The organism is Rhizobium sp. SSA_523 (genome assembly GCF_030435705.1).
Taxonomy (GTDB): domain Bacteria; phylum Pseudomonadota; class Alphaproteobacteria; order Rhizobiales; family Rhizobiaceae; genus Neorhizobium.
In genome coordinates this window covers 2,149,949-2,171,704 of sequence record NZ_CP129382.1, presented here as the reverse complement: position 1 = coordinate 2,171,704, position 21,756 = coordinate 2,149,949, and the positions used below count along the sequence as shown (strand labels likewise).

The 21,756-nt window shown below is 62.2% G+C and carries 22 protein-coding genes; 15 read left to right on the top strand and 7 right to left on the bottom strand.

Annotated elements, in window-relative coordinates; all coding sequences use genetic code 11:
* Positions 1-9: 9 nt before the first annotated feature.
* The 12 genes from QTJ18_RS18725 (at position 10) to QTJ18_RS18670 (ending at position 11,100) form a co-directional block, all read left to right on the top strand.
* Complete coding sequence (locus QTJ18_RS18725) at positions 10-1,077, top strand: ABC transporter permease (protein WP_252752532.1); 1,068 nt, start codon at positions 10-12, stop codon at positions 1,075-1,077.
* Complete coding sequence (locus QTJ18_RS18720) at positions 1,074-2,003, top strand: ABC transporter permease (RefSeq protein ID WP_252752533.1); 930 nt, start codon at positions 1,074-1,076, stop codon at positions 2,001-2,003. The genes QTJ18_RS18725 and QTJ18_RS18720 overlap by 4 nt, the downstream gene beginning before the upstream one ends.
* Positions 2,000-2,833 (top strand): ABC transporter ATP-binding protein, encoded by an 834-nt coding sequence (locus QTJ18_RS18715; RefSeq protein WP_252752534.1) that lies wholly within the window; start codon positions 2,000-2,002, stop codon positions 2,831-2,833. Before QTJ18_RS18720 ends, QTJ18_RS18715 begins: the two co-directional genes overlap by 4 nt.
* Entirely contained in the window at positions 2,830-3,582 is a 753-nt protein-coding gene (locus QTJ18_RS18710) for an ABC transporter ATP-binding protein (protein WP_252752535.1), read from the top strand. Before QTJ18_RS18715 ends, QTJ18_RS18710 begins: the two co-directional genes overlap by 4 nt.
* Before the next feature lie 39 nt (positions 3,583-3,621).
* Positions 3,622-4,554 carry a LysR family transcriptional regulator gene (locus tag QTJ18_RS18705; protein ID WP_252752536.1) on the top strand — a complete coding sequence of 311 codons (933 nt, stop codon included), beginning with the start codon at positions 3,622-3,624 and terminating at the stop codon, positions 4,552-4,554.
* Between the two features lie 130 nt (positions 4,555-4,684).
* The gene (locus tag QTJ18_RS18700; RefSeq protein WP_252752537.1) at positions 4,685-6,217 is read left to right on the top strand and encodes an ABC transporter substrate-binding protein; all 1,533 of its coding nucleotides are present in this window, start codon (positions 4,685-4,687) and stop codon (positions 6,215-6,217) included.
* Positions 6,218-6,371: 154 nt separating this feature from the next.
* Entirely contained in the window at positions 6,372-7,322 is a 951-nt protein-coding gene (locus QTJ18_RS18695; RefSeq protein ID WP_252752538.1) for an ABC transporter permease, read from the top strand.
* Positions 7,322-8,140, top strand: a complete 819-nt coding sequence (locus QTJ18_RS18690) for an ABC transporter permease (protein WP_252752539.1) — start codon at positions 7,322-7,324, stop codon at positions 8,138-8,140. Before QTJ18_RS18695 ends, QTJ18_RS18690 begins: the two co-directional genes overlap by 1 nt.
* A 22-nt stretch (positions 8,141-8,162) precedes the next feature.
* Positions 8,163-9,557 (top strand): amidase, encoded by a 1,395-nt coding sequence (locus QTJ18_RS18685; protein ID WP_252752540.1) that lies wholly within the window; start codon positions 8,163-8,165, stop codon positions 9,555-9,557.
* A 146-nt stretch (positions 9,558-9,703) separates the two neighbouring features.
* Complete coding sequence (locus QTJ18_RS18680) at positions 9,704-10,030, top strand: ElaB/YgaM/YqjD family protein (RefSeq protein ID WP_252752541.1); 327 nt, start codon at positions 9,704-9,706, stop codon at positions 10,028-10,030.
* Positions 10,031-10,082: 52 nt separating this feature from the next.
* A complete protein-coding gene (locus QTJ18_RS18675; RefSeq protein ID WP_252752542.1) occupies positions 10,083-10,478 on the top strand; it encodes a hypothetical protein in 396 nt (131 codons plus the stop codon).
* A gap of 109 nt (positions 10,479-10,587) precedes the next feature.
* Entirely contained in the window at positions 10,588-11,100 is a 513-nt protein-coding gene (locus tag QTJ18_RS18670; RefSeq protein ID WP_252752543.1) for a Dps family protein, read from the top strand.
* 40 nt (positions 11,101-11,140) lie between these two features.
* On the opposite strand, the gene QTJ18_RS18665 is transcribed toward QTJ18_RS18670, so the two are convergent.
* Positions 11,141-11,899 carry a Crp/Fnr family transcriptional regulator gene (locus tag QTJ18_RS18665; RefSeq protein WP_252752544.1) on the bottom strand — a complete coding sequence of 253 codons (759 nt, stop codon included), beginning with the start codon at positions 11,897-11,899 and terminating at the stop codon, positions 11,141-11,143.
* Positions 11,900-12,025: 126 nt separating this feature from the next.
* On the opposite strand from QTJ18_RS18665, the gene QTJ18_RS18660 reads away from it, so the two are divergent.
* Positions 12,026-12,370: a hypothetical protein gene (locus tag QTJ18_RS18660; RefSeq protein ID WP_252752545.1), complete on the top strand. Its 345-nt coding sequence runs from the start codon at positions 12,026-12,028 to the stop codon at positions 12,368-12,370.
* Between the two features lie 4 nt (positions 12,371-12,374).
* Here QTJ18_RS18660 and QTJ18_RS18655 read toward each other — a convergent pair whose 3' ends face one another.
* Both QTJ18_RS18655 and QTJ18_RS18650 read right to left on the bottom strand, forming a co-directional pair.
* A complete protein-coding gene (locus tag QTJ18_RS18655) occupies positions 12,375-12,941 on the bottom strand; it encodes an RNA polymerase sigma factor (RefSeq protein ID WP_252752546.1) in 567 nt (188 codons plus the stop codon).
* Positions 12,938-13,120: a NepR family anti-sigma factor gene (locus QTJ18_RS18650; protein WP_252752880.1), complete on the bottom strand. Its 183-nt coding sequence runs from the start codon at positions 13,118-13,120 to the stop codon at positions 12,938-12,940. Before QTJ18_RS18650 ends, QTJ18_RS18655 begins: the two co-directional genes overlap by 4 nt.
* Positions 13,121-13,285: 165 nt before the next feature.
* On the opposite strand from QTJ18_RS18650, the gene QTJ18_RS18645 reads away from it, so the two are divergent.
* Complete coding sequence (locus QTJ18_RS18645) at positions 13,286-14,080, top strand: response regulator (RefSeq protein WP_252752547.1); 795 nt, start codon at positions 13,286-13,288, stop codon at positions 14,078-14,080.
* Positions 14,081-14,461: 381 nt separating this feature from the next.
* On the top strand, positions 14,462-15,412 hold the full coding sequence (locus QTJ18_RS18640; RefSeq protein ID WP_252752548.1) for a sensor histidine kinase: 951 nt from the start codon (positions 14,462-14,464) through the stop codon (positions 15,410-15,412).
* Positions 15,413-15,723: 311 nt separating this feature from the next.
* Here QTJ18_RS18640 and QTJ18_RS18635 read toward each other — a convergent pair whose 3' ends face one another.
* The 4 genes from QTJ18_RS18635 to QTJ18_RS18620 form a co-directional block, all read right to left on the bottom strand.
* Positions 15,724-16,647, bottom strand: a complete 924-nt coding sequence (locus tag QTJ18_RS18635; RefSeq protein ID WP_252752549.1) for an ABC transporter permease — start codon at positions 16,645-16,647, stop codon at positions 15,724-15,726.
* The gene (locus QTJ18_RS18630) at positions 16,640-17,650 is read right to left on the bottom strand and encodes an ABC transporter permease (protein WP_252752550.1); all 1,011 of its coding nucleotides are present in this window, start codon (positions 17,648-17,650) and stop codon (positions 16,640-16,642) included. Before QTJ18_RS18630 ends, QTJ18_RS18635 begins: the two co-directional genes overlap by 8 nt.
* Before the next feature lie 76 nt (positions 17,651-17,726).
* On the bottom strand, positions 17,727-19,430 hold the full coding sequence (locus QTJ18_RS18625) for a peptide ABC transporter substrate-binding protein (protein WP_252752551.1): 1,704 nt from the start codon (positions 19,428-19,430) through the stop codon (positions 17,727-17,729).
* Positions 19,431-19,766: 336 nt separating this feature from the next.
* Positions 19,767-21,434 carry a peptide ABC transporter substrate-binding protein gene (locus QTJ18_RS18620; protein ID WP_252752552.1) on the bottom strand — a complete coding sequence of 556 codons (1,668 nt, stop codon included), beginning with the start codon at positions 21,432-21,434 and terminating at the stop codon, positions 19,767-19,769.
* Positions 21,435-21,756 lie beyond the last annotated feature (322 nt).

Sequence of the window (21,756 nt, the reverse complement as noted above, 5' to 3'; positions counted from 1 at the left end):
ATCGGGCCTGTGAGCCTTCTACAAACCAACGCAGTGAGGAGGCGTGGCAGGAGCCGCGCCTCCAAGCGGACGCTTGGCGTCCTGCGCTTTGCCGTGACGGTCGTTACCACATTCCTCGGCCTTCTCGCCGTGACCTTCTTCATCGGCCGGGTGGTCCCGATCGATCCGGCGCTTGCCATTGTCGGCGACCGGGCGCCCTCGCATGTGGTGGAGCGCGTGCGCGAGGAACTCGGTCTCAACCTGCCGCTCTGGCAGCAGTTCTTCCTCTATATCCGCGATGCGCTGACCGGCAATTTCGGCACGTCCGTGCTCACCACCAATCCGGTCATGACGGATATTGCGAGGGTGTTTCCGGCGACCATCGAACTCGCGACGCTCGGCACACTGATCGGGGCGATCCTCGGCGTGCCGCTCGGGGTCCTGGCGGCGGTCAAGCGCAACAGCCTGGCAGACCAGGTGGTGCGCGTGATCGGCCTGATCGGCTATTCGGTGCCGATCTTCTGGCTCGGGCTCCTGGCCTTGCTGGTCTTCTATGCGAAACTGAACTGGGTCGCCTATCCGGGGCGGATGGATATTGTCTACGAGTTCACATTCACGCCGAAGACGGGCTTCTTCCTGGTGGAAGCGCTTGTTCTCGGCCAATGGAATGTCTTCTGGGACCTGTTCCGCCACATCGCTTTGCCGGCCGCGCTTCTCGGTTATTTCTCGCTCGCCTATATCAGCCGCATGACGCGCTCCTTCATGCTGAACGAGCTCAGCCAGGAATATGTGGTCGCCGCGCGGGCCAAGGGCCTGTCGGAGACCCGCATCATCTGGTTCCATGCGCTGCGCAACGCCGCCGTGCCGCTGGTGACGGTGATCGCTCTGTCCTATGCCGGCCTGCTGGAGGGTTCGGTGCTGACGGAAACGATATTTTCGTGGCCCGGACTGGGCCTCTACATCACCAATTCGCTGCAGAATGCCGATATGAACGCCGTGCTTGGCGGGACCATCGTGATCGGCGCCGTTTTCATCGGCATCAACCTCTTTTCCGATGTGCTCTACCGCACGCTTGATCCAAGGACGCGCAGCCGATGAGCATGACTGCCGAAGACAAGCCGTATAGCCGGGCCTGGCTGCTATCCGACAGACCCACCTCGCGAAGGCAGGCGAAGCTTGGGCGTGCCTATGTGATCTGGCGGCGTTTTTCGGAAAACCGCCTGGCGCTGCTCGGGCTGTTCATCCTGCTTGCCCTGCTGTTCGTCGCCGCTTTTGCCGATCTTCTGGCCCCGCACAGTGCGGTCCAGGGCGATCTGCGCAATGCCCAGCTCCTGCCGCCCGGCACGCCCGGCTACTGGCTCGGCACGGACGATCAAGGGCGCGATATCCTGTCGCGCCTCATCCAGGGCTCCCGGCTGACGCTGATGGTCGTGGTGCTGGTGGCCATCATCGCGGCGCCCATCGGTCTCATCATCGGCACCGTTTCGGGCTATGCCGGCGGCTGGGTGGATGCGATCCTGATGCGGATCACCGACATCTTCCTCGCCTTTCCCAAGCTCGTTCTGGCGCTGGCCCTGGTGGCGGCTCTGGGACCCGGCATCGAAAACGCCATCCTCGCCATTGCCGTGACGTCCTGGCCGCCTTATGCGCGCATCGCCCGCGCCGAGACGCTGACCTTCCGCAATTCCGAATTCATCGCGGCCGTGAAGCTGATGGGGGCATCGCCGTTCCGCATCGTTCTACGGCACGTGATGCCGCTATGCACCTCGTCGCTCATCGTGCGCGTCACGCTCGACATGGCGGGCATCATCCTGACGGCGGCGGGACTGGGCTTTCTCGGGCTCGGCGCACAGCCGCCGCTGCCGGAATGGGGCGCAATGATTGCGTCCGGCCGCCGTTTCATCCTCGATCAATGGTGGGTGGCCGCCATGCCGGGCTTTGCCATCCTGATCGTCAGCCTCGGCTTCAATCTCCTGGGCGATGGCCTGCGCGATGCGCTCGATCCGAAGGAGGCCGGACAATGACACCGCTTCTGACGGTCGATGACCTGCGCGTCTCCTTTCCAACCCGCACCGGCTCGGTCGAGGCGGTGCGCGGCGTCTCGTTTACGCTTGGCAAAGAGAGACTGGGAATCGTCGGGGAGTCCGGCTCGGGCAAGTCGCAGACCGGCCGCGCCATCATGGGGCTCACGCCCGGCCATGCCAGGATCACCGCCAAGGCGCTGACCTTTGACGGGATCGATCTTCTCTCCGCCTCCGCGGCAAAGCGCAGGTCGCTGCGCGGCAAGCGTCTGGCCATGATTTTGCAGGATCCGAAATATTCGCTGAACCCGGTCATGACCATTGGCCGCCAGATCATCGAGACCTTGAAGACGCATGAGCGGGTTTCCTTCCGGCAGGGGCGGGAAAGGGCGATCGCCATGCTGGAGGCGGTCCAGATCCGCGAGCCGGAGCGGGTCTTCGATCTCTATCCGCATGAAGTGTCCGGCGGCATGGGGCAACGCGTCATGATCGCCATGATGCTGGTCTGCGGCCCGGAACTTCTGATTGCCGACGAACCGACATCGGCGCTCGATGTGACGGTGCAGCTCGAAGTTCTCGCCATTCTTGACAGGCTGGTGGCCGAGCGCGGCATGGGACTGATCTTCATCAGCCATGACCTGCGCCTCGTCTCCTCCTTCTGCGACCGGGTGCTGGTCATGTATGCCGGCCGGGTCGTGGAGGAATTGCCATCCGCCGACCTCGCTCTGGCCAAACATCCCTATACGCAAGGATTGCTGAATTGCCTGCCGACCATCGGCTCCAACCGCCATCCGCTGCCCGTGCTGGCGCGCAAGCCGGAGTGGGCGCTATGACCAGAGAGGTCCTGTCGATCCGCGACATGGTGGTCGCCTTCGATGAATTCGTGGCGCTGAACGGCGTCAGCCTCAGCGTCGTCGAGGGTGAATCCTTCGGCCTTGTCGGCGAATCCGGTTCCGGCAAGTCGACCTTGCTGCGGGCGGTTGCCGGTCTCAACGCCTTCGAAAGCGGGACGTTGACCGTGTCCGGCAAGCGCTATGACGGGCAGAAGCGCGACCGGGACTTCTATCGCACGGTGCAGATGGTCTTCCAGGACCCCTATGGCTCGCTGCATCCACGCCAGACGGTGGATCGTCTTCTGCTGGAGCCACTGGACATTCACGGCTTTTCCGATGTCGATGCCCGCATTGCCCGGGCGCTGGATGAAGTGGGTCTCGGCGCCGGCTTCCGCTTTCGCTATTCCCACCAATTATCCGGCGGCCAGCGCCAGCGCATCGCCATTGCAAGGGCGCTCATTCTCGAGCCGAAGATCCTGCTTCTCGATGAGCCCACCTCGGCGCTGGATGCCTCCATCCAGGCGGAGATCCTCAATCTGCTGGAACAGGCGCGCAAGGATCGCGGCCTGACCTTCGTCATGGTCAGCCATGACCTCGGCGTGGTCAGCCATATGTGCGATCGCCTGGCGGTGATGCGCAAGGGCGAGGTGGTGGAAACTGTTTTGGTGGAGGCACTGGAAAAGCGCGCCTTTTCCGCCGATTATACGCGCGAGTTGCTGGTGGCCAGCGAAGGCTTTCGCCGGACCTGACGCAAAGGCTTGCCCTTCTTTCACCCTGCGGGACCCCCTATGCAGCTTCGCGCCCTTCTGTATTTCGATGAGCTGGTGCGCACCAATTCGATGCGCGCGGCTGCCGAGAACCTCAATGTGGCGCCGACCGCCGTCAGCCGGCAGATCGAAAACCTGGAGCATTTCTTCGGCACGGCCCTCGTGGAACGCTCCAATCGCGGCATCAAGCTCACGGCCGCCGGCGAATTGCTAGCGGCGCGCGCCGGACGCACCTTTCGCGAGCTGGAGCATGTTCACCAGCTGATCGATGATCTGCAGGGCCTGCAGCGGGGCAGGGTGGTGATCTATGCCAATGGCGCGACCGTGGCCAACCTGCTAGCCCCGGTGCTGGCGCAATTTTCGCTGCGCTATCCGAAGCTGCGTTTTTCGGTGATGATCACCAGCGCGCGACAGGCGATAGAGGCTCTCGCAGCGGCGGAGGCCGATCTGGTGGTGACGCTGTTTGCGCCGAAAATGCAGGGGGTGAAGGTCAGGCTGCGCTCCGAGATCACCTATGACCTGATCACTTGGGCGGATCACCCGGCGGCGGGCCGGCCCGACATTCCGCTGAAGGAGATCGCCGGCCTGGCGCTCGCTTTGCCGGACAAGAGTTTCGGCGCGAGACAGGCCTTCGAGGAGCAGTTCGAAAAGCTGGGCATCGACCTCGATCCGGTCTTCGTGACCGGCGCGCTGGAAATGCTGAAGGAGCTCGTCCTGCAAAAGGCGGCGGTGACGCTTTTGCCGGCGCTGGCCGTGCAGCGGGAAATCGAGGCCGGGATGATGGCCGCCATTCCGGTGGCCGCCGGCAAAGGCGTCCGTACCACGATAGACCTTTGCGTTGCGCCCGATCGGCAATTGTCGTTCGCCGCCGGAAAACTCGTCGATTTCATCGAAGGCTTCATGCGCGGGCCTTCCGGCCGCAAGCCGGCCCGGACCGGCAGCATGTCCGTGTAGCGTTTTCCGTTACACGGCTACCATAAAAATGCTAATTGTGTGAGCGCGAGAGCCGTGCCACTCTGGAGGCTCAACCGAGCCTTGGGCGAAGCGCTGCAGCGTCCATCAGGCAAAACAGGGGATGCCGCCCATGCATCGAGATTTTCTTTTGTCCGTTAGCCGCCTGTCGCGCCGCAGCCTGTTCGGACTGTCGGCAACGGTCGGCCTGGCGCTTTCCTTCGGACTTCCGGCGGCTGCGGCACCAAGGACCGATCTGACGCTGGCCATGGCCGTGGAACCCACCGGACTTGATCCGACGATCGCCGCTCCCGTGGCGATCGGGCAGGTGACCTGGCAGAATATCTTCGAGGGGCTGACGACGATCGATCGCGACGGCAAGATCCAGCCGCAGCTCGCCGAGAGCTGGACCATCTCTCCGGACGGCCTCACCTATACGTTCAAGCTTCGCCAGGGGGTGAAGTTCCATGACGGCGAGGCCTTCGATTCCGCCGTGGCGAAATTCGCGATCGATCGAGCCAGAGGCGCAGACTCGGTCAATCCGCAGAAGCGGTATTTCACATCGATCGAGACGGTCGAGACACCGGATCCGGCAACGCTCATCCTGACCCTGAAGAAGCCGACAAGCAGCCTTCTCTATTGGCTCGGCTGGCCGTCCTCCTCCATGGTCGCGCCGAAATCGGCAGAGACCAACAAGACGATGCCGGTAGGCACCGGGCCCTTCCGCTTCGTCACCTGGACCAAGGGCGCTTCCGTGGAACTGGCGCGCAATCCCGATTACTGGAATGCCTCCGGCGCGGCAAAGCTGGAAAAGGCGACCTTCCGCTTCATCGGCGATCCGCAGGCGCAGGCAGCTGCGCTGAAGTCCGGCGATGTGGATGCCGTCCCGGAATTCGGCGCGCCCGAACTGGTGGAAAGCCTGAAAGCCGAGGACCGGCTGGCGACGGTCATCGGCAATACCGAACTGAAAGTGGTTGCCGGCATGAACAATGCCCAAAAGCCCTTCGACGACCGGCGGGTGCGCCAGGCGCTGATGATGGCGGTGGACCGTGCTGCGGTGGTCGAGGGCGCCTGGTCCGGCTTCGGAACGCCCATCGGCAGTCACTATACGCCGAATGATCGGGGCTATCTGGACCTGACGGGCACCCATCCTTATGATCCGGAAAAGGCCAAGGCGCTGCTTGCGGAAGCGGGCTATCCTGACGGCTTCACCTTCACGATCAAGGCGCCGCAAATGGTCTATGCGCAGCGCTCTGCGCAGATCCTGCAGGCCATGTTTGCCGAAATCGGCGTGACCATGAGCATAGAGACGACCGAGTTTCCGGCCAAGTGGGTGGCGGACGTCTTCAAGGGCGGCAAGTTCGACATGACCATCGTCGCACATGCCGAACCGATGGATATCGATATCTATGCGCGCGATCCCTATTACTTCAATTACAAGAACCCGGCCTTCAACGCGGTGCTGGACAAGGTGGAGGCCACCACCGATGCGGCCGAGCAGGAAAGGCTCTATGGCGAGGCGCAGACAATCCTTGCAACGGATGTGCCGGCGCTCTTCCTCTTCGTGATGCCGAAGCTCGGCGTATGGGACAAGAAAGTGGTCGGGCTCTGGGAAAACGAGCCCATCCCCTCCAATGTTCTGTCGCAGGTGCATTGGACGGAGTGAGGCGCAGGCCGGGTCGTCCCGCCTCTGGGAACAGGGTGACGCCGCCCCCTGGCGGGCAGGCCGGAGGGGGGCTTGACCCGTGTCCCTCGATTTCCGTTGCATGCCTGCCTCAGGCATTTCATCCTTCGCTCCGCGGAGCCCGGAGGGACAGGATATGATTGCGCTAATTCTCCGCCGGTTTGCCGGTCTCCTTCTGACGCTTCTTCTGGTCTCCGCCATCATCTTCACGGTGATGGATCTCCTGCCGGGGGATCCGGCCTCCATCATTCTGGGCACCTCGGCCAGTCCGGATACGCTTGCGGCGCTGCAAAGAGACATGGGGCTCGACCGGCCGCTCGCCGCCCGCTATCTCGCCTGGCTTGGCGGCGTGTTTCGCGGTGATCTCGGCCAGTCCTACACCTATGGCGTTCCGGTCGCCGGGCTGATTGCCGAACGACTGACGGTCACCGTGCCGCTGGCGCTGATGGCGATCCTCCTCTCCGTCGTCATCGCCCTGCCGCTTGGCGTGCAGGCCGCCCGTCACCAGAATGGCGGCTGGGATATGGTGTCCGGCCTTTTCTCCCATGTCAGCATCGCCGTACCCGCCTTCTGGGTCGGGCTGCTCCTGATCATCCTGTTTTCCACCACGCTTGGCATCATGCCATCCGGCGGCTTTCCCGGCTGGAGTGCCGGCCTCGGCGCGGCGCTCCAGGCGCTCCTGCTCCCGGCGGTCGCACTCGCGCTGCCACAGGCGGGCGTGCTGATGCGTGTCACCCGATCGGCGGTGCTGGAAGTGATGCGGGAGGATTATGTGCGAACCGCCCGCTCCAAGGGCCTGTCGGAACGGGCCGCCCTCTGGCGGCATGCCATGCCCAATGCGCTCATTCCGGTCGTCACCATGCTCGGCCTGCAATTCACCTTCCTGATCGCCGGTGCCGTGCTGGTCGAAAACGTCTTTACTCTGCCCGGCCTTGGGCGGCTGGCCTATCAGGCGCTCGCCCAGCGCGATGTGGTGGTGATGCAGGATGTCGTGCTGTTCTTCTCCGCGCTGGTGATCGTCATGAATTTTCTGGTGGATCTCGCTTATCTCGTGATCGATCCGCGGCTCCGGGCAGGGATCAGCTGATGTCGTTCTTCCTGCGCCGCCCCTCCCTGTCGCTCGGCCTCGTGATCACGCTGCTGCTGGTCGGCATCGCACTCGTCTCGCTCGTCTGGACGCCGGTCTCGCCCACGCGGATGCAGATCGCTCACCGGTTGAAGCCGCCGCTGGCACACGGCCTGCTGGGCACCGACCCGTTCGGCCGCGATATTCTATCGCTTTTGATGGTCGGCGCCTGGAATTCGCTCTCCACCTCCGTGCTGGCGGTTTTTATCGGGGCCTTTGCCGGAACGCTCGTCGGCGTGGTCGTCGCGGCCATTCGCGGCATGACCGAGGCGATCGTGATGCGCATCTGCGACATCATCTTTGCCGTTCCACCCATTCTCTCGGCCATGCTCCTGGGGGCCTTTATCGGCGCCGGGCGCTTCACCGCCATCATTGCCATCGCCGTGTTCATGGTCCCGGTCTTTGCCCGGCTGACCCTTGGGGCCGCCCGGCAGATCTGGACGCGCGACTATGTGACGGCCGCCATCGGCATGGGCCGCAACCGCGCCAGGATCACCCTGGTGCATGTCCTGCCGAACATATCCAACCAGATCATCGTGCAGATCACCATCCAGCTCGGTCTCGCCATCCTCACCGAAGCGGGTTTGAGCTTTCTCGGGCTTGGAATGCCCCCGCCGGCGCCGAGCTGGGGACGCATGCTGTCCGAAGCCCAGACCTTTTTCGGCCAGGCGCCCTGGCTTGCCCTGCTTCCGGGCCTTGCGATCGCGCTTGCCGTGATGGGGCTCAACATGCTGGGCGACGGCCTGCGCGACCTCCTCGATCCACGGGACCCATTCTGAATTTCGACGGAACCATGATGCCATGCACGACTTGCTGACCCTCACGATACGGCAGATCCGGACCCTTTTCTCCCAGAAGTCGCTTTCCCCGCGGGAATATTGGGATGTGGTTGAGGCGCGGATCGCGGCCTTCGAGCCGCATGTGCAGGCGCTCTATCTCTATGATCTGGAGCGGGCACGGCGTGAGGCGGACGCGGCCACCGAACGCTGGGCCGAAGGCCGGCCGCTCGGCCTGCTGGACGGGATCCCGGTCTCGTTGAAGGAGCTTATCGCGACCGAGGGCGATCCCGTGCCGCTCGGCACCCGTGCCGTGGAGCTCCGTCCCGCACAGGAGGATGCGCCCATCGCCGCCCGTTGCCGCGAAGAGGGCGCCATCCTGTTTGCAAAGACGACCTGTCCCGATTACGGCATGCTGTCCTCGGGGCTTTCCAGCTTCCACCCGCTGAGCCGCAATCCCTGGAACCTCAGCCAGAATCCGGGCGGGTCGAGTGCGGGTGCCGCGGCGGCGGCGGCTGCGGCCTTCGGGCCCCTGCATATCGGCACCGATATTGGCGGTTCGATCCGTCTTCCCGCCGGGTGGACGGGCATTTTCGGCTTCAAGCCCAGCCAGGGGCGCATCCCGGTCGATCCCTTCTATGTCGGCCGCTGTGCCGGGCCGATGACACGTTTCGTCGAGGATGCGGCGCTTGCCATGGGACCTTTGTCGCGTCCGGACTGGCGCGATGCGACATCGCTGGCGCCGAACAGCTTCGACTGGCTGGATCTTGGCATTGAGCCGCGCGGCCTGACGATCGGCCTTATGCTCGATGCCGGAACCGGGCTCGCGCCGGACGAGGAGGTGAAGGATGCGGTCATCGCCGCCGCGCGGCTCTTCGAACAGGCGGGGGCGGAGGTCGTTCCGGTTGCGCCGGTCATGACGCGCGCCATGATGGACGGTCTGGACCGCTTCTGGCGCGCCCGCTTCTGGGGCGAGATCGAGGCGATGGACCAGGAGCGTCAGCGCCTGATCCTGCCCTATATCTTCGACTGGGCGGAGGGGGGCGCCCGCCTGACCGGCGCCGAGGCCGTCAGCGGCTTCAACCAGACGATCGAGATGCGCAAGGCCTGCGCCGCTTTGTTTTCAACGGTCGATGCCGTCATCTCGCCCACCAGTCCCGTCATCTCCTACCCGGCGGAATGGGCCTCTCCGACCAATGATCCGGCAGCCCCCTTCGAGCATATCGCCTTTACCGTGCCGTGGAACATGTCGGAGCAGCCGGCCGCCTCCATCAATTGCGGCTTCTCGCGATCCGGCATGCCGATCGGCCTGCAAATCGTCGGACCGCGTTTCGACGACCTCTTCGTGCTGCGATTGGCCAAGGCTTTCGAGACCTGGAGCGGCGGCGTGATGTCCTGGCCGGAACCGCCCGGCGATTGATCCTGCGCAAGGTTTGCAGAGCCCGAACTTGCTATGGAACAAAATCGCGCGATCCTCGTTGACCCGGCGAATGAGCGGCGGGTGAAGGGCTCGCACGTTTGTCTGGGCCCTGCATGCGCCCGCTCTTGCTTTTCAAGGAGAACGTGATGTCGATGAACACGCCGAACGAATTCCCGCGGTCCGGTTCGCAGGCCGATGTCGAGCGGCAGCTTCAGCAGCTGCGCGACGATATTTCCTCGCTGGCCAAGGCTGTGGCGGCGGCCGGCAGCACCAAGGCGGAAGATCTGAAATTCAAGGCCCGTCGCGCCTCCAGTGACGCCCTGGATGCCTCCGCACAGATGATGGATGCGGCGCGCGCCCAGGCGATGTCGATGGAACGCGATCTCGAGCGGCAGATCCGCACCAAGCCGCTGCAGTCGGTGGCGATTGCCGCGGGTCTCGGCTTCCTCTTCGCGCTTCTTTCGCGCCGCTGATATGGCTCGTCTGCTGCCATTGCTGGCATCGTTGCTGTCGGTGGATCTCAGCATGATGATCCACCGTACGCGTCGCAATGCCATTCTGTACGGGCTCATCGCCCTGTTTCTGCTGACCGCCTATGGCGCCGGCGTCGCCGCGCTCGCCGTCTGGCTTGCAAGGCGCATGACGCCGGTGGCCGCGCTCGGTTCGGTGGCCGGTCTGGCCCTGTTGCTGGTGCTCATCATCGTCCTCGTGGTCGCGGTGAAGAACAAGGCGGATGAGCGGAAGCGTCGCGAGGCCGCCGCCAATAACCGCGCGCTGATGATGACGACCGCCGTGTCGCTCCTGCCGGTGATGATGAAATCGAGGCCGCTGATGGCCGCGGCAGTCACGGGCGGCGTGGCTTTGTTTGCCCTGCGCATGCTGGGCGGCGGACGCGACGCAGGCGATCCGCCGGACGCCTGAGCCTTGCCGGTCTGTCGGCGTGGTTGCGCCGGCGACCTGGATCGGGATGCTGCTGCCCGATGCCCGGGCCGGGTGACCGATTATCTACGATCAATCAAGGAGAATGAAGATGGCACAAGCCTCTGCTGTCCTGAAGCCGAAATCCCATGACGAGGATATCGATATCGGCCTTGAAAAGGCCTATCGCGAAACAATGGCGGAGAGCCTGTCGCAGATTCTCGCGGCAACCTATCGCCTGACGATCAAGAGCCACGTCTACCACTGGAATGTGGTGGGTCCCCTGTTCAAGCCGCTGCATGATTTGACGGAAGAGCATTACGGCGTCTTGTTCAACGCCGCCGACATTATCGCCGAACGCATTCGTGCCCTGGGTCATCTGGCTCCGGCCTCTCTCGGCGAAGCGGCCGATTTTGCGCCGCAAGCCAAGGATGTCGACAAGTTCACGGCGATTTCCATGGTCAATGATCTGGTTGCCGATCACGAGGCCGCGGTGAAGACCATGCGCAAGGCTGCGGAAGCCGCCGACGAGGCCGGCGATGTGGTGACGGCCGACATGCTGACCGACCGGCTGACCTTTCACGAAAAGGCGCTGTGGATGCTGCGGGCGATTATCGCCGAGTAAGCAAAAGAAAACAATTTCGATCCTTATGAGCGGCGCTTCTTCAGATGAAGGGGCGCCGCCTTTCCTCGATCGGCGACCAGCCCGCTATGTCCTGCAGCTTTTTGCGGTCCAGCACTTCCGAGCCGCGATCGAGCCATCGAACGACACTGGATTCCGCCAGCTTGCGCAAGGTCTTGTTGGTATGCACCAGCGACAGGCCGAGCGTATCGGCGACATGCTGCTGTGTCAGCGGCAGCACGGCCGGTCCTTCTTCGCTGAAGACCCCGGTCACATGCGCCCGGTGATCGAGGAAGGAGAGAAGATAGGCCGCGCGTTCCAGTGCCGTGCGGCGTCCGATGCTCAGAAGATGTTCGTCGAGCATGGATTCCTCGCGCGATGCGATCCAGGTCAGGTCGTAGGCCAGCGAGGGATGGTTGCGGAACAGGGTTCCCAGCCGCTCGCGTTCGAAAACGCACAGCGTGACCCGTGTCAGGGCTTCCACGGAGTGCTGCATTTCCCCCATCAGATTGCCCTGCAGGCCAACCAGGTCACCCGGCAGGATATAATTGAGGATCTGGCGACGTCCGTCTTCGAGAATCTTGTAGCGGAAGCTCCAGCCCGCCAGCGCGGTATAGAGCTGTGGATGCTGCTCGCCTTCCGAAATGACGGTGGCGCCGGGATCCACGGATGTCTCGCCGTATTTGAAGCTGCTGACGAAGGCCAGTTCTTCGGGTTCGAAGTCACGAAAATGCGGCCGGCGCCGCAGGGGACAGAGTTCGCAGGGAATGCGGGTCGGCGTGGTGGTTTTCGACGAGGCCATGAACGAATCCGGTAACAGAATATCGTTCTTCTAGCGCAAGATTTCCGCCTCCGGAGTGTCTTTTTTAAATGACCTTTCCACTTCGACCTGATTTACGCGTCCGGGTCGTCAATATGGAACAGATCTTTGCGCATCCTCATCATCGATGTCGAATTTCTTGTTGCGCTGGAAGCAGAGCAGGTCCTGATGGATGCTTTGAACTGCGCGATCGTCGTTTCGATGCCCCGCGACGCGCTTCATCATCTGCACTCGACGCGCTTTGACGTTATCCTGGCCGATGCATCGGTGTCTGCCGGCGAGATCGGCCAGGAATTGCGGCGTCTGTTCGAAGAGGGCCAGGGGCTTATCTTCGCCTCAGTCGATCGCAGCTATTATCAGGGGGTCAAGGGATTTGCCGGAGCGCCGGTGATTGCGAAGCCGTTTGATGACGACCTGCTGGTGGCTCTGGCGAAACGCCTGGGGGAGGGGTGAGGGATCAGCTTCCGAATGCACGGGCGGTAATCGCCGCATCTCCGGGATCTGGACCGTAATCGCTTTCGCCGGCCACGCCGAGCATTTCCTGCAGGCGGGTACGGGCGCGCGAGACGCGGCTCTTGATCGTTCCGACGGCGCAGCCGCAGATCGAGGCAGCCTCTTCATAGGCGAAACCCGCCGCACCCACCAGGATGATGGCCTCACGCTGGTCGTCCGGCAACAGATCCAGTGCCTTGCGAAAGTCCTGCAGATCGAGGCGTCCATATTGTTCGGGATGAACAGAGAAACGCTCGCTGAACAGGCCGTCGCTGTCTTGCACCTCACGGCCGCGCTTGCGCATCTGGCTGTAGAATTCGTTGCGCAGGATCGTGAAGAGCCAGGCACGCATATTGGTGCCAGCGGTAAAGCTTGTCTGGTTGGCCCAAGCCTTCATGATCGTGTCCTGGACAAGATCATCCGCCTTGTCATGCCGGCCAGTCAAGGAAACCGCAAAAGCGCGCAGGTTCGGCAGGGATGCCAAAAGATCACGCTTGAAAGCGCGATTGACCTCATCTTCCTTGGTGCTCATTTCGCGTTCACCGACTTCGAATTCTTCTCAGCTTCTTCCAGGCGTTCGAGAAGATCGAGAAAGCGGTCGGGAATACCCTCTTCCTGCACTGCATCGTAGAATTCCCGCAGCTTGCGCGAGATCGACGCATTCGGCAGCGCTCCGCCCGGCCGACTGATATTTGCTTGTGCTGTGGTCATCTTGTCTTTTTTTCTGGTTTCGTCGTCACTCATCACGCAGGCTGCCCATTCGGTATCTCCTAAGAATTCCGTGCCGCGAAAAAAGTTCCCGGTGGGCGGAACTTTTTTTATCGGTTAGTGTTTCTACCACGTTCATTGCCCGCAGGGCATCAGGGGAGATTCTGAATGTCACTTACCTCACGCGTTGCGTCCCACCTTCCATATCTGCGCCGCTACGCCCGCGCCGTTACCGGCTCGCAGACCTCGGGAGACGCATATGTCGCTGCGGTCTTGGAAGCCTTGATTGCGGATATTTCCATTTTCCCGGAAACCTCCAAAGACCGCGTCTCGCTCTACAAACTCTTTGTCGCGATTTTCGGTTCCACGGCGATTGAAGTTCGCCCGATCGAATCACCTTTCGCATGGGAACAGCGCGCGGTGGCGAATCTCGCCAACCTGCCGTCCCAGGCGCGTCACGCCTTCCTGCTGGTGTCGGTAGAAGGTTTCACGCTCGAGGAAACGGCTGAAATTCTTGATGGCGACGTCGAAGACGTCACGCGTCTGCTCGATGAGGCGTCGCGCGAGATTTCCCGCCAGGTCGCAACCGATATCATGATCATCGAAGACGAGCCGCTTATCGCGCTCGATATCGAGCAGATGGTGCAGGATCTGGGTCATCGGGTGACCGGCATCGCACGCACGCATAAGGAAGCGGTCAACCTCTTCCACGGGTCGAATCCGAAAATGGTGCTTGCCGATATCCAGCTCGCCGATGGCAGCTCCGGGATCGACGCCGTCAACGAGATCCTCAAGACCTCCAACGTGCCGGTCATCTTCATCACCGCTTTCCCGGAACGGCTGCTGACGGGCGAACGCCCCGAGCCGGCCTTCCTGGTCACCAAGCCGTTCAATCCGGATATGGTCAAGGCGCTGATCAGCCAGGCACTCTTCTTCAACGAAGCGGTCAAAGCGGCGGCCTGAACCGGCCCGCTGTTTTAGAAAATGTGTCCGCAGACCGCCGTTGGTGCGTCTGCGGATATATCGACCGGGCTTTCCCCCGCCACCATGCCAATCCCGCTGCCAGACAGAGCCGTCCCGTCGCTCCGAACCCGGTCCAAACGCCGGGGCGTCTTTCGCTCTGGTCGGTGACGGGTGAGATTAGCCGAGAAAGAATTGCCACCAAAAGCTGGCGAGCCGGGTTGTCCCGATCCGACCATCGCCCTATAACAACGTTGCGATCCAGGGACCGGGCTTCGGCAACAAGCGTCACCGGGTCTCAATGAAGGCGGAGTAGATTTCTTGTCGCATCAGCTGACATGGCAACAGGCTGGTGAGAGCGACGACAAGTTGCGTGAATTTTTCATGCCAGCTCTCGTTGATCTCGGCGCAAGCGTCATTATTCAAAACAGCGATCACGACTATCTGTTCGTGACCAACCTGCCGCCAGCCTGGTCGGCGGGTCTCGGCGACGCACCCAGCGATCAATCCCTCTTCGGCAGCGAGATTGCCCAGAAGCTCGCGGACCTGAAGCGCGGACTTACCGAAAGCGGCCAGAAAGGCCATGCCGAATTCAGCATCAGTCCTGACGAAGTCTATGAATTTCGCGTCCAGGGCGTCGAGCTGACGGGGCGGGGCCTTTATCTGGTGACGACAATCGTCGACCGGTCGGAGGAACGTCACCGGGAGAGGCTGCTGCGGGCGCTGCTGCGCGAAGTGAGCCACCGCTCGAAAAACCTCCTGGCGATCATCCAGAGCATTGCCCTGCAGACGGCGCGCTATTCGGTCACGCTGGACATGTTCCTGAACAAGTTCCGCGGTCGCCTCTACTCGCTCTCGCAATCCCAGGACCTGATTACCGATTCCAGTTGGCGCGGCGCCTACTTCTTCGAGCTCGTGCGACAGCAGACCGAGAAGTACCTCCCCGACAATGCGCATCTTGTGCGCATCAGCGGGGATGATGTTCTGCTCACCCCCAATGCGTCGCTGCATCTCGGGCTCGCCCTGCATGAGCTGATCGTCAATGCCGTCAGCCATGGCTCGCTGGTGAAGAGCGGTCGCGCCATCGGCGTCAGCTGTCACAAGGTGCAGATCAACGGGCATGACTCTCTGGAAGTGCGCTGGGACGAAGGCCTCGGCAATCCGCATTCGCGGCATGACGGCTTTAGCCTGGATGATACGCTGAAGGCCAATTTCGGCAGCACGGTGCTGGAACGCGTTGTTCCGGCCTCGGTCAATGGCAAGGCGCGCTATCAGATCACCCAGGACCGCATCAGCTACAGCCTGGTCTTCCCCATCGATCACGCGGCGGAATAGTCGCCGATCGTCTCATCAAGTCTCGACAGGCCTTGGCCTCGGGTGCGCCTGTCCATATGTCTCGAGAGGATCTGGCTCGGACCGAACCTGGTCCGGCGAATGCGCATAAAGAAACGGTCTCGATTTCCGTAGAAATCGAGACCGTTGGTCTCTTCGAGGGGGATGAAGAGTTATCTGGAAGCTTTGAAGGGCGGGGGACGGGGGCGCTTCCAGATGTGATAAGAACGACCGGCCAGGTCATTGGTTCCCGGGCCTTCAAAAAAATTGCATTTTTTTTCGCGCCCGCCGACACGACATTATCCTCCGCCCTTTTATCGCGAGAGGCTGCGCGGATCGAGCGCGTCGCGCACCGCATCGCCGACATAGTTGACGCTGAGGACCGTGAGCGAGATGGCGAGGCCCGGCCACAGCACGCGCGAGGGCGTGATCTGCAGGAAGTTGGCGCCATCGAAGAGCAGCCTTCCCCAGGTCGGGAAGTCGGATGGAAAGCCCAGGCCGAGAAAGCTGAGCGCGGATTCCGTGATGATCGCCGCCGCAATGCCGAGCGTGGCCGAAACCATGATGGAGGAGAGGACATTCGGCAGGATATGCCGCAGCACGATCCGGTACTCCCGCATGCCGCTGCTCTGCGCCGCAGTGATGAATTCCTGGCTTTTGACGGCAAGAACATCGCCGCGCACGATGCGGGCCGTGTGCATCCAGCTGGTGATGCCGATCACGAAGACGATCAGGATGAAGATCCCGGTCTCCGGACCGAAGGCCGACCGCAGGGTATCGCGGAACAGCATGATGATCACGAGAAGCAAAGGCAGGAGCGGCAGAGCGAGGAACAGGTCGGTCAGCCGCATCAAAGGACCGTCCAGCCGACGGAAATAACCGGACAGCACGCCCACCAGAGTGCCGAGCAGCAGCGCCAGCAGCATGGCGGTGATGCCGACCGCAAGCGAGATCTGACCGCCGGCCATGACCTGTGCCAGCATATCGTGGCCCAGATTGTCGGTGCCGAAGGGATGGGCCAGCGACGGGCCCTGGTTCTTCGCGCGGATATCGATCTTGTTCGGGTCGATGGTATGGATCAGCGGGCCGACAAAGACGACGAGCAGGATGAGGACGAAGATCACCAGGCCGGCAACGCCGCCTTTGTGCCGGCGGAACCTGCGCCAGAAGAGGCCCATCGGGGTTTCCGTGTCGCGCTTGGCGGCCGGAAGAGCGGAGGCGATGGTCGCATCAGTCATAGCGGATCCTCGGGTCAAGAATGCCGTAAAGGACATCGGCGATCAGGTTGAACAGGACGATCAGCACCGCAAAGATGAAGGTCAGCGTCTGGACCAGCGGGATATCGGCGCCCTGGACCGCGGTGATCAGCAATTGCCCGAGCCCGTTCACGCGGAAGATCTGCTCGGTGATGATGGCGCCCGAAAAAATGGTGGGAACACCAAGGGCGATGACCGTCACCACCGGGATCAGGCTGTTGCGCAGCACATGCACCAACAGCACGGTCTTTTCCTTGACGCCCTTGGCGCGGGCGGTGCGGACATAATCCTGGCTGAGATTGTCGAGCATCGAGGCCCTGACGAAGCGCGCAATCTGCGAGGCATTGTAGAGCGCCAGCACCGTGACCGGCAGCACCATCTGCCGAACCTGCGCAACGAAGCTGGACCAGTCGTTCACCACCAGATTGGTATCGTAGATGGAGGGGAACCAGTGCAGCGTGGACGAGAAGATGACGATCAGCAGCACGCCGGTGAAGAAAGTCGGCACCGAATAGCCGACCATGGTGACGAATGTGCCGACCTGGTCGAAGATCGAATACTGGCGATAGGCGGAGATGACGCCGACCGGGATAGCGATAAGGATGCCGAAGACATAGGCCATGCCGACGACCCACAGCGTCTGCGGCAGGCGCTGGACGATGAGATCGACGACCGGACTGCGGGTCGCCCAGGAGAGAACGCGCATGCGTTCGCCGTCGCCGACGGTCATCCCGGTGAGCTGCTCGAAAATATTCAGCGGCTCATTGATGAAGAACTGGTGCAGCCAGTGCAGGTAGCGAATGAAAAAGGGCTCGTCGAGGCCCATGGCCGCGCGGATCTGCTCGCGCACCTCGGGTGGAATGGTCAGCGGCAGGTCGGCCAGCGGATCGTTCGGCGCGAGGTCGAGCAGGGCGAAAATGACGAAACTTATGACAAGCAGCGTCGGTACGGCGAACATCAGTCGCCGGATCGTATAGGTGAACATGGAACAGTCTCCGGACGGTCGCCGAGAAGCAATTGCCGGTCCCGCTTGCGATGCAGGCGGGACCGGCGCTCATGACTTACTTCTTGCGCGACCAGTCTGCGATGTTCCACAGCTCGGAGTCCCAGGCATTCATCCGCACGCCCTCAAGCGTGGCGGAGATCGCGGAGATCTGGCCGCGATGAATGAGCGGGATATGGGCGCCATCCGCCGTCAGCATGTCGTTGGCCTTCTTGGCCAGTTCGGCACGCTTGGCGAGATCGCCGGTCTTGGAGAGTTCCGCGACGGTCTTGTCGAATTCCGGGCTGCAGTAGCGCGGAATGTTCTGCCCCTGCCAGCCATTGGCGGGCGAAGGGATCTTGTCGCAGAGCCATTCGGCCAGATATTTCTCAGGATCGGTGCCATCGAAATTGTTCGTGAACATTTCCAGGTCGGCATAGAACTTCTGGAACGTGTCCGGGCTTGCCGGGTCGCCGCCGAAAAAGACGGAGGCCGAAACGTTGCGCAGCTCCGATGCGACGCCGATCTGGCTCCACCAATCCTTGACGAGCGCCTGCGTGCCCTGGCGCACCGAGTTGGTAGAGGTCTGGTAAAGGAAGGAGAGTTTCACGCCGTCCTTGGCGCGGATGCCATCGCCGCCCATTTTCCAGCCGGCATCGTCCAGCAGCTTGTTGGCGCCGTCGAGATCCTGCTTCAGGCACCAGTCATTGGCCGTGGAGATATAGGCATCGGGGGCCGGAACGATGTTGCAGGTCGGCTTGCCGGCGGCACCGTAGCCGGCCTCGTTGACGATGTCGCGATCGATCGCCATCGACAATGCCTTGCGCACGGCCGGATCCGACAGGGCGGGATGCTTGCCGCCTTCCACGGTCGAGCGCTTGTCGCCGAGCGCCGGATCGGGATTGGTCCAGTTGATGTTGATGCGTTCGACCTGCGTTCCGAAGGCCGTCGCCAGCTTGCCCTTGCCGGCCTGCAGCATCGTGTCCAGCACTTCCGGCTCGACCTGCATGTTCCAGGCATAATCATATTCGCCGGTTTCCAGAACCGCGCGGGCGGCCGATGCCGCATCGCCGCCGCCCTTGAGCGTGACGGATGCGAAGGCCGGCTTGGCCGCATCACGGAAATTGGTATTGGCCGTCAGGGTGATGACGTCGTTCGGCTTGAATTCCTTGACGACGAAGGGGCCGGTGCCGATCGGGCCGAAATTGGCCGATGTGCAGCCGGGAGCCTTGGCGCCGACGCAATCCTTGAACTGGGCTTTCTGGATGATCGGCTGCTGGGCGCCGACAAAGGCGCCGTAAGGGTAGTATTTGGGTTCGGCGAAGGTGACCTTCACGGTCTGCGGATCGACGGCCTCGACCGTGGTGATGCCTTCGAACTGCGCCTTCTGGGCGCAACCGCCATCGGGCGCCGTGCAATATTGCCAGGTGAAGACCACATCCTCTGCGGTGAAATCGCTGCCGTCGGACCATTTGACGCCCGGCTTCAGCTTCCAGGTGATGCTCTTCATGTCCGGCGAAACGCCGCCATTGTCCACGGTCGGGATCTCGGTCACCAGGAAGGGCGCCAGCGTGCCGGTTTCATCGTAGCGCGCCAAAGGCTCGATGATCATGGAGGAGGCATAGACCTCCTTGGTGCCGGCGGAAAGATATGGGTTGAGGGTCGAAACTGCCTGCCAGAACAGGATCTTGACATCGCCGTCTTTGCCACGTTCGGCGTGTGCGGCCGTGACCATCGCCATTGCGGCAACCGTTCCGGCCAGCAGGATTTTAAATCTCTTCATTCTGTTCCCCTTAAGAGATCTGTTATTTGCGTTTCGGCCGCCACGGCCATGGTCGCCTGACCACATCGCCACCCGCGCTGTTTCCTCCCAACGGGGTGGTGAATTCTTTATATCTTCTCCAGTCTTTGCGTCCTGCGCCGGTCGCTCTTCTTGGCTTTGCCAGTGCAGGAGGTGATCAAATTTCAGGCCATCTAAGCACAGGCCTATTTTGTGTTCAAGGCAGAACTTGCGACAGTGAAAGCGCCGTGGAAAACCGTTTTTCTCATTGATTTTGTTCCACTCTTCTTGCCTATGACTGGCTGTGCTCAAAAAGCGGCACAGGTGCTGCTTCGGCATTCAGCGGCGTCGCTTCCACTCTTCTATGTTCCAAAGCTGCGAGTCCCAGGGGTTGATTTTCGCGTCGATGAGGGCGTTCGCAATGGCTGACGGCTCGCCCCGATTGATGATCGGAATGATGTACCCGCCATTCACCAGGCTGTCGTTGAGCTGCCTGATGATTGCGGCGCGTTCATCCCCCTTTGCCGTGTTCAGCGTCTGCGTCAGCTTGTCATAGGAGGGGTCGCAGACACGCGCGATATTGCCGCCCTGCCAGCCATCCGCGGGCGAGGGGATCTTGTCGCAGCGGAAATCGGCCAGAAACTTTGCCGGATCGGTCGTTTCGAAGCCGGACGCATACATCTCGATATCCGCATAGAATTTTTTGAACGTATCCGGGCTCGCCGGATCGCTGCCGAAGTAGACGGAGGCCGGAATGTTGCGCAATTCGGTTTCGACGCCGATCTGATGCCACCATTCCTTCACGAGGGCCTGCGTGCCCTGGCGCACCGAATTGGTGGAGGTCTGGTAGAGGAAGGAGAGCTTCACGCCGTCCTTGGCGCGGATACCATCCGGTCCAGGCACCCAGCCAGCCTCGTCCAGCAACCTCTTGGCACCTTCGATATCCTGTTTCAGGCACCAGTCGACCGCGCTGGAGGCAAAGGCCGGCGGCGCCGGAACCAGATTGCAGGTTGCCCGCCCGCCAGCGCCATAGCCGGCTTCAACGAGAATGTCCCGGTCGATCGCAATCGACAGCGCGCGGCGGACCTTTGGATCGGAAAGCGCCGGATGCGGGCCGGCCGCCTGGGTCGACCGCTTGTCGCCCAGTGCCGGATCGACCGCGAAGGGATTGAGATGGATGCGTTCAACCGTCGTGCCGAAGGCGCCGGCGATCGTGCCCTTGCCCGCCTTCAGCATGACCTCCAGCACTTCCGGCTCGACGATCGTATTCCAGGCGAAATCATATTCGCCGGTTTCCAGCACCGCGCGTGCCGCCGCGGCGGCATCGCCGCCGCCTTTCAGGACGACGCTCGCAAAGGCCGGCTTGGCCGGATCGCGATAATGCGGGTTGGCCGTGAAAGTGACGACATCATTGGCCTTGAAATCCTTGACCAGGAAAGGGCCGGTGCCGATGGGGCCGAAATTTGCCTGGGTGCAGCTCGGCGCCCGCTCGCCCAGGCAGTCCTTGAACTGTGCCTGCTGGATGACCGGCGACAAGGCGCCGACAAAGGGCGCATAAGGGTAGGAGACCGGCTCGCCAAAGGTGATTTTCACTGTCCGGCGATCAACGGCCTCCACTGCGCGTACGCCATCGAATTTGGCCTTCTGGGCGCAGCCGCCGCCGGGTGCCGTGCAGTAGCGCCAGGTGAAGACGACATCCTCTGCCGATACGGTCGTGCCGTCGGACCATTGCAGGCCGTCACGGATGGTCCAGGTGATGGATGTGCCATCGGCGGAGACTCCGCCATTCTCCCGGGTCGGAATATCGGCGGCGATGCGCGGCACCATCTTGCCGTTTTCGTCGAAGCCCGCCAGCGGTTCGATCACGATGGAGGCCGCATAGACCTCCTTGCTGCCGCCCGACAGATAGGGGTTCATGCTGGAGACCGCCTGCCAGAACAGGATCCTCACCTCGCCATCGCTGCCGCGTCCGGCATGCGCCGGGGCTGCGAAGAGAATGGCGGCCATGGCGGCGCCTGCCAGGCTCAAGAGGAAGGTGGGGGCGGCAAAGGGGACCGAACCACGGGATGACGCGGCAGGAGATAATGCGTCAGGCGCTGGCGAAGCGGGGGAAAGCGTAACGGGAAAAAGCGCGACGGGAGGAATGGCAACAGGAGAAAGGGCGGCGGAAAGTGCGGGGGCCCGAGGCTTTGACTGGAGCCACCGGCGCGGCAAATATTTCTTCATTAACATCTTCTCCGACAATAGGTTCGTAAGCTCCCGCAGGCCCGGTGGAAGGTCTCCACAGGCTGACGGAACCAAGCATTTGACGGTACAACGATGGGTGTAT

Excerpts from the sequence above, each read along its gene's own strand:
- QTJ18_RS18625 (WP_252752551.1), bottom strand. The coding sequence starts at position 19,430 with ATGAAGAGATTTAAAATCCTGCTGGCCGGAACGGTTGCCGCAATGGCG.
- QTJ18_RS18695 (WP_252752538.1), top strand. The coding sequence starts at position 6,372 with ATGATTGCGCTAATTCTCCGCCGGTTTGCCGGTCTCCTTCTGACGCTT.
- QTJ18_RS18620 (WP_252752552.1), bottom strand. The coding sequence starts at position 21,434 with ATGGCCGCCATTCTCTTCGCAGCCCCGGCGCATGCCGGACGCGGCAGC.
- QTJ18_RS18655 (WP_252752546.1), bottom strand. The coding sequence starts at position 12,941 with ATGAGCACCAAGGAAGATGAGGTCAATCGCGCTTTCAAGCGTGATCTT.
- QTJ18_RS18710 (WP_252752535.1), top strand. The coding sequence starts at position 2,830 with ATGACCAGAGAGGTCCTGTCGATCCGCGACATGGTGGTCGCCTTCGAT.
- QTJ18_RS18665 (WP_252752544.1), bottom strand. The coding sequence starts at position 11,899 with ATGGCCTCGTCGAAAACCACCACGCCGACCCGCATTCCCTGCGAACTC.
- QTJ18_RS18700 (WP_252752537.1), top strand. The coding sequence starts at position 4,685 with ATGCATCGAGATTTTCTTTTGTCCGTTAGCCGCCTGTCGCGCCGCAGC.
- QTJ18_RS18635 (WP_252752549.1), bottom strand. The coding sequence starts at position 16,647 with ATGACTGATGCGACCATCGCCTCCGCTCTTCCGGCCGCCAAGCGCGAC.
- QTJ18_RS18690 (WP_252752539.1), top strand. The coding sequence starts at position 7,322 with ATGTCGTTCTTCCTGCGCCGCCCCTCCCTGTCGCTCGGCCTCGTGATC.
- QTJ18_RS18685 (WP_252752540.1), top strand. The coding sequence starts at position 8,163 with ATGCACGACTTGCTGACCCTCACGATACGGCAGATCCGGACCCTTTTC.
- QTJ18_RS18675 (WP_252752542.1), top strand. The coding sequence starts at position 10,083 with ATGATGATCCACCGTACGCGTCGCAATGCCATTCTGTACGGGCTCATC.
- QTJ18_RS18650 (WP_252752880.1), bottom strand. The coding sequence starts at position 13,120 with ATGACCACAGCACAAGCAAATATCAGTCGGCCGGGCGGAGCGCTGCCG.
- QTJ18_RS18720 (WP_252752533.1), top strand. The coding sequence starts at position 1,074 with ATGAGCATGACTGCCGAAGACAAGCCGTATAGCCGGGCCTGGCTGCTA.
- QTJ18_RS18640 (WP_252752548.1), top strand. The coding sequence starts at position 14,462 with ATGCCAGCTCTCGTTGATCTCGGCGCAAGCGTCATTATTCAAAACAGC.
- QTJ18_RS18645 (WP_252752547.1), top strand. The coding sequence starts at position 13,286 with ATGTCACTTACCTCACGCGTTGCGTCCCACCTTCCATATCTGCGCCGC.
- QTJ18_RS18630 (WP_252752550.1), bottom strand. The coding sequence starts at position 17,650 with ATGTTCACCTATACGATCCGGCGACTGATGTTCGCCGTACCGACGCTG.
- QTJ18_RS18715 (WP_252752534.1), top strand. The coding sequence starts at position 2,000 with ATGACACCGCTTCTGACGGTCGATGACCTGCGCGTCTCCTTTCCAACC.
- QTJ18_RS18705 (WP_252752536.1), top strand. The coding sequence starts at position 3,622 with ATGCAGCTTCGCGCCCTTCTGTATTTCGATGAGCTGGTGCGCACCAAT.
- QTJ18_RS18680 (WP_252752541.1), top strand. The coding sequence starts at position 9,704 with ATGTCGATGAACACGCCGAACGAATTCCCGCGGTCCGGTTCGCAGGCC.
- QTJ18_RS18670 (WP_252752543.1), top strand. The coding sequence starts at position 10,588 with ATGGCACAAGCCTCTGCTGTCCTGAAGCCGAAATCCCATGACGAGGAT.